Here is an 11353-nt window from a genome sequence, read left to right on the forward strand (position 1 = left end):
TGCAGATGGTGCCCAAGGGGGGACTCGAACCCCCACGACCGAAGCCGTTACCACCTCAAGGTAGTGCGTCTACCAATTCCGCCACCTGGGCATTGTTGCGAACCGCGTTCCGTCGGACCGTACCGGCGCCGGGGAGCCGCGCATTATAGCGGGATCAATCGGCTTGCGGTGCATCCGCAGGCGGCGCAGGTGCATTTTCCTGCACCGGCGCTGCAGGCACGGCACCGGCGTCGGGCGCAGGCGCCTGCGTACCCGTCGGCGCGGCGGGCACTGCGCCCGAGGGCGCCGGCGCGGCAGGAACCTGGCTCGGCTGCGACATCACGCCCAGATCCATGTCCAGCGCGTTCGGGTTGGCGCGGTGCATCGCGTACCACGCCATGAACAGGGTGACGCCGAAGAAGCTGATCGCCAGCCACTTCGTGGCCTTCGACAGGAAGTTCGACGAGCCGCGCGCACCGAACACGGTGGCCGACGCGCCACCGCCGAAGCCGGAGCCGGCCTGGGCGCCCGCACCGCGCTGCATCAGGATCAACGCGATCATGGAGATCGCGATGATGACGAACAGGATGTTGAAAATCGTCAGCAGCATTGCGTGGGCGCTCTGGAACGTAGGGTGGAAACGGGTCTGCCGGCCTCAGCGCGCCGCGGCGACGAGGAGAGCCAGGAAATCGGGAGCCGCCAGCGAAGCGCCTCCGATCAGACCGCCATCGACATCGGGCTGCGCGAACAGCGCGGCGGCATTGTCCGGCTTGCAGCTGCCGCCATACAACAGCGGCAACGCGTCGGCGATTGTAGCATCGCGGCGCGCGACCTCGCCACGCAGGAAGGCGTGCACCTGCTGGGCGAGTTCCGGGCTCGCGGTCAGGCCCGTGCCGATGGCCCAGACCGGCTCGTAGGCGATGATGCCGCCCGCCAGCGCCTCGACGCCGGCCAGCGCGAGCACCGGCGCCAGCTGTCCGGCGAGGACCTCCTCGGTACGCCCGGCTTCCCGTTCCTCGCGGGTCTCGCCCAGACACAGGATCGGGACCAGCCCGGCGGCGCGTGCGGCCACGTACTTGCGTGCGACCAGATCGCTGCTCTCGGCGTGGTACTGGCGCCGCTCGGAATGCCCCACCAGGGTGTGGGTGGCGCCGATGTCGGCCAGCATCGCCGCGGCGACCTCGCCGGTGTAGGCCCCCTTCTCGTGCTCGCTGACGTCCTGCGCACCGAAGGCGACGCCGCGTCCACCGCGGCTGGCGACCAGGCCGGGCAGATACGGGAAGGGCGGCAGCACGATCGCCTCGACGCCATTGTCCGGCAGGCCTGCGGCGATCCCGTCGACCAGGGATTCGGCGAATGCACGGCTGCCGTGCAGCTTCCAGTTACCGGCGACGATCCTGCGGCGCATCGGGCCACTCCTTGCGAAAACGTGCCGCAAGGATAGCCGATGCCTGGTTTTCGGCCTCCCGGCGAGGCGTTCGAGGCAGTGCCGCGATGCGGCGACGGCGCGCGGCAGGTCCGGCAAACAGGGGCAGCGGCGACGAGGGCCTCCCGCGACGCCCTCGCGGCACGCCGGCGCAAAAGAACGCCGCGCTGTCGAGGCACGTCTGTGCTGGCGCAGCCCGGCGGCCGGTAGCGTCGCCCTACTTGAGCTTGATCTCGCGCAGCCGTTCTTCGAGATATCCCTGCGCGGTGATCGCCTCGGGATACCGGCTCGGGTTGTCGGCGGTGACCGTCGCCGGCAGCACGTCGATGACGAAGTCCGGGTTCGGATGCAGGAAGAACGGCACCGAATAGCGCGGCTGGCGCGCGGCCTCGCCGGGCGGGTTGGTGACCCGGTGGGTCGTCGACGGATACACGTGGTTGGTCAGGCGCTGCAGCATGTCGCCGATATTGACGACGATGGTGTCGGCGTCCGATGTGAACGGCACCCACTCGCCCTGCGACGACTTCACTTCCAGGCCCGCCGCGCTCGCACCGACCAGCAGCGTGATCAGATTGATGTCCTCGTGCGCGCCGGCGCGCACGTTGGGAATGTCGTCGGCGGTGATCGGCGGATAGTGGATCGGCCGCAGGATCGAATTGCCGCTGTCGGTCTTGTCGACGAAATAGTCCGCCGGCAGGTCGATGTGCAGCGCGAGCGCCGACAGCACCTGCGCGCCCAGCGCATCGAGCCGCTGGTAGAGGCCGTAACCGTGTTCGCGGAACCCGGGGACCTCGTCGGGCCACAGGTTCGGCGGCATCACCTCGCGGTACGGCGAATCGTCCGGTATCTCGCGGCCGATGTGCCAGAACTCCTTGAGGTCGAAATGCGTGGCGCCCTTCGCCGTCTCGACGCCGAACGCGGTGTAGCCGCGCGCGCCGCCGCTGCCGGCGAGGTGATAGCGCTGCTTGGTCGCTTCCGGGAGCGCGAAGAACGCCTTGAACACGCGGTAGGCGGCGTCGATGTCGGCTTGCGGGATGCCGTGGCCGCTGATGCCGGCGAAGCCCCATTCGCGGTAGGCCGCGCCGAGTTCGGCGACGAAGGCCGCGCGGTCGCCGGCGTCGACCGGGTGGGTGAATCTGCGGATGTCGAGGGTCGGGATACGGGCGGTCATGACGGGCTCTCGTGGTCAGGCGGCAGCGGCGCGCACGGCGTCGGCCAGGGGATCGAGGGTCGATTGCATCAGCGCGTCGTCGTCGGCCTCGACCGTGACGCGGACCACGGGCTCGGTGCCCGACGGACGCAGGAACGCGCGTCCGCGGCCCTGCACCGCGGCCTGGGCGGCCGCGAGCGCGGCCTGGACGGCGGGCGCCTCGGCGGGCTTCGCGGTGCCGGCGTAACGCACGTTGACGGTCTTCTGCGGCACCTTCGACAGGCCGCGCAGCGCTTCCTGCAGGCCGATGCCGCGACGGCGCAGCACTTCGAGCACCTGCAGTGCACTGATGATGCCGTCGCCGGTGGTCGCACGATCCAGGCACAGCAGATGCCCGGAGGTTTCGCCACCCAGGACGCCGTCGTGTTCGAGCAGCATCTTGTGCACGTAGCGGTCGCCGACCTTGGCGCGCGCGAAGCCGATACCGGCCTCGCCGAACGCGCGTTCGAGACCGAAATTGCTCATCAGCGTGCCGATCACCGGGCCCTGCAGCCGGCCGGACTGCTGCCAGTCGCTGGCGAGCACGTACAGCAGGTCGTCGCCGTCGCGCACGGTGCCGTTGCTGTCGACGAACAGCACGCGATCGCCGTCTCCGTCGAAGGCGATGCCGAGGTTCGCACCGCTGTGGGCGACGCGCGCGGCCAACGCCTCGGGATGGGTCGAACCGACACCGTCGTTGATGTTGACGCCGTTGGGCTCCGCGCCGATGACCTCGACCTGCGCGCCCAGTTCGCGCAACACGATGGGGCCGACCTGATAGGTCGCGCCATTGGCGCAATCGACGACGATGCGCATGCCGCCCAGGTCGAAGCCGCGCGGCACCGAACTCTTGCAGGCCTCGACGTAGCGACCGACCGCGTCGCGCGTGCGCACGGCCTTGCCGAGTTTTTCGGACGCCACGGTGCGGAACGGCGACTCCAGCGCGGCTTCGATCGCCAGCTCGGTCGCGTCGTCGAGCTTCTCGCCCTGCGCGGAGAAGAACTTGATGCCGTTGTCGTGGTGCGGATTGTGCGAGGCGGAGATGACGATGCCGCCATCGGCGCCGAGCGAGCGCGTCAGATGCGCGACGGCGGGCGTCGGCATCGGGCCCATCAGCTGCACGTCGACACCGGCCGCGACCAGCCCGGCTTCCAGCGCCGCCTCGAACATGTAGTTGGAGATGCGCGTGTCCTTGCCGATCACCACCTGCGGCCGGCGCCAGGCACCAGCGCGCGAATGCAGCGCGTGGCCGTAGGCGTTGCCGAGGCGCAGCACGAAATCGGCCGAGATCGCACCCTCGCCCACCCGGCCGCGAATGCCGTCGGTGCCGAAATACTTGCGTGTCATGGCGTCTCCGGAGTCAGGCCGCGACGGCCGGGTCGGCCTCGACCGGCGGCTGGCGCAGCATCATCGCGGTCAGCCGGGCGATGCGTTCGCGCAGCTCGCGGCGGTCGCAGATCTGGTCGATCGCGCCGTGCTCGAGCAGGAACTCGCTGCGCTGGAAGCCTTCCGGCAGCGTCTCGCGCACGGTCTGCTCGATGACGCGCGGCCCGGCGAAGCCGATCAGCGCCTCGGGCTCGGCCATGTTGATGTCGCCCAGCATCGCGAACGACGCGGATACACCACCGGTCGTGGGGTGGGTCATCACCGAGATGTAGGGCAGGCCCGCGGCGCGCAGGCGCCCGAGCGCGGCCGAGGTCTTGGCCATCTGCAGCAGCGAGAACAGGCTTTCCTGCATGCGCGCGCCGCCGCTGGCGGAGAAATTGACGAAGGGCGAACCGATCTCCAGCGCGCGCTCGGCGCCCCGGGTGAAACGCTCACCGACGACCGAGCCCATCGAGCCGCCCATGTAGGCGAAATCGAAGGCCGAGGCCACGATCGGGCGGTGCTTGAGCAGGCCCTGCATGACGATCAGCGCGTCGCGCTCGCCGGTGGCACGCTGCGCGGCCTTGATGCGGTCGACGTACTTCTTCTGGTCTTTGAACTTCAGCACGTCGGTCGGGCCGAGTTCGCCGCCGATCTCCTGGCCGGAGCCCGGATCGAGGAACGCCTTGAGCCGCGCTCGCGCACGGATCGGACGATGATGGTTGCACTTCGGGCACACCTCGAGGTTCTCCTCGAGCTCGGGCCCGTACAGCACCGCGCTGCAGCGCTCGCATTTCTCCCACAGGCCCTCGGGAACGCTGCGCTTGCGGACCGCGGCCGAATCGGTGCGGATACGCGGCGGCATGATCTTCTGCAACCAGGACATGGCGTCTCACTCTTGCGTCCGCCCGTCAGGGCGTGAAGCGCGGGAGTTTAGCGCACCGCCCGAGTCCGACCGTTCGCCCCGGACGCACCGCGGCCGGGGCGCGGTTCCAGCCTGTTCAGCTCGCCGCGCGCCGAAGCCCGGTCAGGCCGGCGTGTCGAGCGCCTCGCGCAGCGGAACGAGGAAGGCCTTGGCGCGCGAGCCCGCGTCCTCGGCATCGACCGCACCGTCGAGGGCCGCGACCAGGGCACTGCCCACGACCACGCCATCGGCGTCGACCGCCATCGCCGCGGCGCTCGCCGCGTCGCGGATGCCGAAGCCCGCGACGACCGGCGCGACGCTGGCCTGGCGCAGCTGGCGCAACCGCGTCGAGGCCTGCACCGTGTCGAGCCGGTCGGATGCCCCGGTCACGCCGGCGAAGCTGACGTAGTACAGATACCCCTGCGCCTGCGCGCACAACGCGTCGAGCCGCACGTCGGTGGTCCGTGGGCGGCGAAGCCGGCGCGGAACTCCCCTGCTTCTTCCGGGGGCAGATCGACGAGCAGCACGCCATCGACACCGGCCGCCTGCGCGTCCGCCGCGAACGGCGCGGCGCCGCGGATGTCGATCGGATTGAGATAGCCCATCAGCACGACCGGCGTGATGTCGTCCTGCGTGCGGAACTCGCGTACGGCGTCGAGCACGTAGGCCATGCCCGCGCCCCGCCCCAGCGCGCGCTCGGAACTGCGCTGGATCGTCGGGCCGTCGGCCATCGGATCGGAGAACGGCACGCCGAGCTCGATGACGTCGGCCCCGGCCGCGACCAGGGCGTGCATCACCGGCACGGTCGCTTCGAGCGAAGGATCGCCAGCGGTGAAGAACGGGATCAGGGCCTTGCGGCCGGCGTTGCTGAGCGCGGCGAAACGGGTATCGATGCGGGACATGGCAATGAACTCTTCGAACGCATGGAACATGAAAGAAGGTGTGCGCTCGAGCCGGCGACGCACGATGACGGTTGCGATAACGAGGGAAACCAGGACAAGGGCGGTGACGTCAGGCGCAGCCTTCGCTCAGCCTCACCGCATCAATCTGCCACCAGAGGATGACGTCGACGAATCGGCCATCCGCGATCTGGACGCGGATCGCGCGACTCCGTAGTACGTCGTACCAGTTGACGGAGTAGCCACCCGGCCAGTGGTACTTGTGTTCTTCGATGATCACGCCGGAGGGCAGCCGCGCCATGGCCTCGGCCATGCGCATTCCCGTTCGCAATCCGAACGGTGCGCGGGGCTCCAGCGTCGGTACAACGGCGTGGGACGAGAAGATCTCGAATCGCGCGATCCGCCCGTCCCTGACCATCATGGAGATGCCCTCTGGGAGACTGCCTCCCAGCACTTGCGTGCACGCCGTCGGCTCAGGCCAGTCCTCCATACGCCAACGAGGATCGCCAGGCGGAATCGGAAACGGATCGCCGATACGCAGGCCGGAAACGCTGTCGGTCAATCCAGCCGGGCCGGCGACTGGCGTCTGTGCGGAGGATGTGGCGGCAGCCAGTGCGGCAGTCACAAGGAATGCCGCGGTGAACCTCACAACACGAAGCCCTCCCGCTGCGCGATCGTGTGGACGTCCTTGTCGCCGCGGCCGGACAGGTTGGCGAGCACGAGCGCGTCCTTCGGCAATTCGCGGGCCAGCTTGATCGCCTGCGCGATCGCGTGGCTGGATTCGAGCGCGGCGAGGATGCCTTCGGTCCGGGCCAGCTGGTGGAACGCGGCCAGCGCTTCGTCGTCGGTGATGCCGACGTACTGCGCGCGGCCGGCGTCGGCGAGGAAGGAATGCTCGGGTCCGACGCCCGGGTAATCGAGGCCGGCGGAGACCGAATGCGTTTCGGTGATCTGGCCATCGTCGTCGCAGATCACGTAGGTGCGGTTTCCGTGCAGCACGCCCGGGCGACCGGCGGCGATCGAGGCCGCGTGCCGGCCGGTGTCGATGCCGTCGCCTGCGGCTTCGGCGCCGACGATGCGCACATCGCGATCGTTGAGAAACGCATGGAACAGGCCGATCGCGTTGCTGCCGCCGCCGACGCAGGCCGTGATCGCATCCGGCAGACGGCCGTACTCGGCCAGCATCTGCTCGCGTGCTTCGCGGCCGACGATCGCGTTGAAGTCGCGGACCATGCGCGGATACGGATCGGGACCGGCGACGGTGCCGATGATGTAGAAGGTGTCGGCGATATTGGTCACCCAGTCGCGCATTGCCTCGTTGAGCGCGTCCTTGAGCGTCGCCGAGCCGCTGGTCACCGGCACCACGGTCGCGCCGAGCAACTGCATCCGGTAGACGTTGATCTTCTGGCGCTCGATATCGGTCGCGCCCATGTAGACCACGCATTCCAGGCCCAGCCGCGCGGCGACGGTCGCGCTGGCCACGCCGTGCTGGCCAGCACCGGTCTCGGCGATGATCCGGGTCTTGCCCATGCGGCTGGCGAGCAGTGCCTGGCCGACAGTGTTGTTGATCTTGTGCGCGCCGGTGTGGTTCAGGTCCTCGCGCTTGAGCAGGATACGCGCGCCGCCGACCGCGTCGCTGAGCCGCTCGGCGTGATAGATCGGGCTCGGCCGGCCGACGTAATGCGCCAGATCCTTGTCGAAGGCCTGCTGGAACGCGGGATCGGCCCGGGCGGTGTCGTAGGCCGCCGCGAGTTCGGCGATCGGCCCCATCAGGGTCTCGGCGACGTAACGCCCGCCGTAGCGGCCGAAATGGCCGTCGGCATCCGGGTAGGCGTGGAAATCGGGAATCGGTGCTGCGGACATGGCGGTGGACGGCGGGCCGTCTGGATCGGGGGAGAACGCACTCTAGCGCACGCATCGCCTCGACAGAATCGATAAGATCGCGTCGATACGTCAGGAAAACTCACCAATGCCGCTGCCCGCACTGCCACCGCTCAATGCGATCCGCGCGTTCGAGGCCGCGGCGCGCCTCGGCAGCCTGAGCCGCGCGGCCGACGAACTCCACGTGACCCACGGCGCGGTCAGTCGCCAGGTGCGGCTGCTCGAAGAAGCCATCGGCACCGCATTGTTCACGCGCGCGGGGCGCGGCCTGCGCCTGACCGATGCCGGTATGCGGCTGCGCGACGCAGCCGGCGACGCTTTCGACCAGCTGCGCGGCGCGATCACCACGATCCAGCGCACCGCGGGCAGCAGCGCTCTGGTGCTTGGCTGCCCCGGCAGTCTGCTGGCGCGCTGGATGATTCCGCGGCTGCCGGACCTAGCCACCGCCCTGCCCGCGCTGACCCTGCACCTGTCGCCGCACGAGGGCGCATTCCCGCCGACGCTCGCCGGTATCGACGCGGCGCTGCTGATCGGCGCGGCGCCCTGGCCCGACACCTGGCGGGTGCAGCCACTGGCGGCCGAGCGGATCGGGCCGGTGCTGAGCCCGCGTGTGGCCGACGCCGCGCGGCTCGCGGCGCTGTCGCCCGCGCAGTTGCTGCGCGAGCCGTTGCTGCACACGACCTCGCGCCCGCAGGCCTGGCCGATCTGGGCGGCGCGGTCGGGCGTCGATGCCGCGCCGCGACTCGGGACCGGCTTCGAGCACCTGTATTTCCTGCTCGAAGCGGCGACGGCCGGTCTCGGCGTCGCGATCGCGCCGCAGGAGCTGGTCGCCGGCGACATCGCCGCGGGCCGGCTGCTCGCGCCCTGGGGCTTCGTCGAAACGGACGCGCACTGGGTGCTGGCCACGCGACGCGACGACACCGATGCGCGGCTCGATCAGCTGACGACGTGGCTCAGAACGCAGCTGGCATGAGCGTTCCCGCGCGTGCGCAGCTGTCGGCATCGGCGGGGCCATGACGGAGCATGCAGGAGCGCGCGCGACCAGGCGTTTCCCTGCGACGTCTCATCGCGCGCAAGCGCGCTCCGACAGAGGATGACGGCGGGGTCGGCCGCGACCTGGCCATGCGCGCGACGCTCCGCGAGTCGACACATTGCCGAACGCAGCTGCCCTGCAGGAGCACGCTCGCGCGCGACTGGGGACATCCTCGCGAGGCCCTGCCGCGCGCCTACCGCCGGCCTCTTCCGTCGGCACGATGGCCGATGGCGCCACCGCCCGCGCAGCGGCATGCGTTATCGCGCGCTGCGCACCGCGTCGACGAATGCGCGCATCCGCGCGGCCTCCTTGATGCCGGGCGTGGATTCGATGCCGCTGGAGACGTCGACCCCGTCGGGGCGCGCGGTGGCGATCGCCTGCGCGACGTTGCCCGCATCCAGGCCACCCGCCAGCCAGAACGGCCGGTCCAGCGCCTGCGGCAGCGCCTGCCAGTCGAACGCATGCCCGCCGCCGCCGGGCGCGCCGGCCGCGTGACCGTCGAACAGGAATGCGGCCGCGGTCGGGAATGCCGGCAGCGAGGCCAGCGCAGCGGCCGGATCCCCACCCATCGCGATCGCCTTCCAGTACGGCAGGCCGAAGTCGCGACAGAACGCGTCGTCTTCGCCGCCGTGGAACTGCAGCACCTCGGGCGCGAGCGTCTCGACGACGGCCGCGACCTCGGCGGCCGGGTTGTCCATCATCAACGCGACCAGCGCGACCTGCGCCGGCACCGAGGCCCGCAGCGCGCGCGCGGCGTCGAGGGTCAGCCGGCGGCTGCTGCGCGCAGCGAACACGAAGCCGATGCAGTCGACGCCGAGCGCGACCGCCGCGTCGATATCCGCGGCACGGGTCAGGCCGCAGAACTTGATCCGCGTGGCCGGCGATGCGCTCATGCGGCGAGCGTCACTTCGGCCGGCAGTCCCCACGCGGGCTCGTACAGCGGCCCGAGAAAGACCAGACCCGCCGACGGCGCGGTCGGTCCGGCGACGGTGCGGTCGCGGCCGGCCAGCAGCGCGCCGATCCACGCCTCGGGCTGCGCCCCGGCGCCCACTTCCAGCAGCGACCCGACGATGTTGCGCACCATGTGGTGCAGGAACGCATTCGCCTGCACCTCGACGATCACCTCGTCCTCGTCCCGCCGCACCGAGATGCGCTGCAGGTTGCGGCGCGCGTGCGGCGCCTGGCAGTGCACGGTGCGGAAAGCGGAGAAATCCAGCTCGCCAATCAGCACCTGCGCCGCGCGATGCATCGCGTCGGCGTCGAGCGGCCGCGCTTCCCACGACAAGTACTGGCGGTGCAGCGCCGGACGGATCAGGCGATTGAGGATGCGGTAGCGGTACTGGCGCGCGCGCGCCGAGAACCGGGCGCTGAACTCGTACGGCATCGGCTGGCACCAGCGCACGCAGACCTGCGGCGGCAGCAGCGACGTGGTGCCCAGCATCCAGGCGCGCGGCGTGCGCGTGGCCTCGCTGTCGAAATGCACGACCTGGCAGCGTGCGTGCACGCCGGCGTCGGTACGGCCCGAGCAGGTGGTGCCGACGGGATGGTCGGCGATCCGCGACAGCGCCGTTTCCAGCGCCGCCTGTACCGACTCGTTGCCGCCCTCGCCCGCCTTGCTCAGGCGCTGCCAGCCGAGGAAGCCATGGCCGTCGTATTCGACGCCAATCGCGTACCGCACCGCGCGCCTCAGCCCAGGGTGCGCAGCAACGCCGCGGCGTCGGCGCCGGCAGCGGCGTCCGGGCCGTCGATGACTTCCTGCAACAGGCTGCGGGCGGTCGCGGTATCGCCGAGTTCGATGTAGGCGCGGGCCAGCTCGATGCGCTCGACACCGACCGGCGCCGACTGGCCCGGCGTCGCGTCGCCGGCCGCGGGCGCCGACGGCGCGTCGGACGGCAACTCGTCGTACGGCGGCACGTCGGATTCGAGCGGCGTCGCGTCGTCGAGCGGCATCGCGTCGTCGATCGGCGCTGTCTCGTCCAATGGCGGTGCGACGGACGGAATCACCGGTTCGCGTGCAGGCGCATCGCCGGCGTGCCACGCGGGCGACGCGCCCGAAGCGACCACGGGAGCGGCCGCGGCCACTGCGGTCGGCGCGGCCTTCACGAATGCGGGCGCCGGATCCGCCGCGGGTGCGGCGCCCGAACGGGACGTGGAGCCGGTCGACGTGCCTGCCGCGAATCCCGCCGGCTTGCCCACGCGCGGCGTGGCGACGGCACCGCCGCGACGACCGAGCAGGAAGGCCAGCGCGCCGACGACCAGCAGCGCCAGACCCAGCCAGATCCACGGGAATCCGCCACCGGCCGCCGGCGTCTGCGCATTGCTCTCGGCCATGCGCTGCTGGGCGGCGGCGAGCTCGGCATCCTTCATTTCGATGAGCTGTGCCTGCTGCGCCTGCAGTTGCTCGAGATCGGCCAGACGCGCCTTGAGTTCGTCGATTTCCGCGGTCCGCGCGGCGACGGTCTCGTTGGCCTGTTGCAGTTCCTGACGCAGCATGTCTCCCCCACCCCCGGCATCGATGCCGGATTGCGTTCCCGCCTGTTGGCCGTCACCCGACGGCGGTGTGATTTCGAGCCGCGCGTCGGCCGGTGCCCGCACGGGCGCCGGCGTTGCGGCCGCCGGCGACGCGGGTGCCGGCGTGGCGTCCTGCGTCGCCACCGGCACGTCCGGCTGCGGCGCG

General features: G+C 70.7%; 11 protein-coding genes, 1 tRNA gene and 1 pseudogene. 1 reads left to right on the top strand and 12 read right to left on the bottom strand.

Annotation, left to right across the window (positions count from 1 at the left end):
- Positions 1 to 6: 6 nt before the first annotated feature.
- From CJ022_RS11700 to trpB, 9 genes and pseudogenes are all read right to left on the bottom strand, one after another.
- Positions 7 to 91: transfer RNA gene (locus tag CJ022_RS11700), tRNA-Leu, on the bottom strand.
- Positions 92 to 154: 63 nt separating this feature from the next.
- Positions 155 to 589, bottom strand: coding sequence for a preprotein translocase subunit SecG (secG, locus tag CJ022_RS11705; RefSeq protein WP_101926831.1), 435 nt, complete (start codon positions 587 to 589; stop codon positions 155 to 157).
- A 45-nt stretch (positions 590 to 634) separates the two neighbouring features.
- Positions 635 to 1387 (bottom strand): triose-phosphate isomerase, encoded by a 753-nt coding sequence (gene tpiA, locus CJ022_RS11710; protein ID WP_101926832.1) that lies wholly within the window; start codon positions 1385 to 1387, stop codon positions 635 to 637.
- A gap of 235 nt (positions 1388 to 1622) precedes the next feature.
- The gene (locus tag CJ022_RS11715; RefSeq protein ID WP_101926833.1) at positions 1623 to 2576 is read right to left on the bottom strand and encodes an isopenicillin N synthase family dioxygenase; all 954 of its coding nucleotides are present in this window, start codon (positions 2574 to 2576) and stop codon (positions 1623 to 1625) included.
- 15 nt (positions 2577 to 2591) lie between these two features.
- Positions 2592 to 3941, bottom strand: a complete 1350-nt coding sequence (gene glmM / locus CJ022_RS11720; protein WP_101926834.1) for a phosphoglucosamine mutase — start codon at positions 3939 to 3941, stop codon at positions 2592 to 2594.
- A 13-nt stretch (positions 3942 to 3954) separates the two neighbouring features.
- A complete protein-coding gene (gene accD / locus CJ022_RS11725; protein ID WP_101926835.1) occupies positions 3955 to 4845 on the bottom strand; it encodes an acetyl-CoA carboxylase, carboxyltransferase subunit beta in 891 nt (296 codons plus the stop codon).
- A gap of 141 nt (positions 4846 to 4986) precedes the next feature.
- Positions 4987 to 5765, bottom strand: a pseudogene (gene trpA / locus CJ022_RS11730) (tryptophan synthase subunit alpha).
- 109 nt (positions 5766 to 5874) lie between these two features.
- Positions 5875 to 6387, bottom strand: a complete 513-nt coding sequence (locus tag CJ022_RS11735) for a hypothetical protein (RefSeq protein WP_143703948.1) — start codon at positions 6385 to 6387, stop codon at positions 5875 to 5877.
- A gap of 20 nt (positions 6388 to 6407) precedes the next feature.
- Positions 6408 to 7625, bottom strand: coding sequence for a tryptophan synthase subunit beta (trpB, locus tag CJ022_RS11740; protein WP_101926837.1), 1218 nt, complete (start codon positions 7623 to 7625; stop codon positions 6408 to 6410).
- 106 nt (positions 7626 to 7731) lie between these two features.
- Between trpB and CJ022_RS11745 the strand changes: the two genes are divergently transcribed.
- A complete protein-coding gene (locus CJ022_RS11745; protein WP_101926838.1) occupies positions 7732 to 8616 on the top strand; it encodes a LysR family transcriptional regulator in 885 nt (294 codons plus the stop codon).
- 317 nt (positions 8617 to 8933) lie between these two features.
- Here the strand turns inward: CJ022_RS11745 and CJ022_RS11750 are convergent, their stop codons facing one another.
- The 3 genes from CJ022_RS11750 to CJ022_RS11760 all read right to left on the bottom strand — a co-directional run.
- A complete protein-coding gene (locus CJ022_RS11750) occupies positions 8934 to 9569 on the bottom strand; it encodes a phosphoribosylanthranilate isomerase (protein WP_101926839.1) in 636 nt (211 codons plus the stop codon).
- Positions 9566 to 10354, bottom strand: coding sequence for a tRNA pseudouridine(38-40) synthase TruA (truA, locus tag CJ022_RS11755; RefSeq protein ID WP_101926840.1), 789 nt, complete (start codon positions 10352 to 10354; stop codon positions 9566 to 9568). The genes CJ022_RS11750 and truA overlap by 4 nt, the downstream gene beginning before the upstream one ends.
- Positions 10355 to 10362: 8 nt before the next feature.
- Positions 10363 to 11353: FimV/HubP family polar landmark protein (locus CJ022_RS11760; protein WP_284700105.1), on the bottom strand; the 991-nt coding region annotated here is incomplete at its 5' end.

The sequence above is a fragment of the Luteimonas rhizosphaerae genome (assembly GCF_002849595.1).
Lineage (GTDB): Bacteria > Pseudomonadota > Gammaproteobacteria > Xanthomonadales > Xanthomonadaceae > Luteimonas > Luteimonas cellulosilyticus.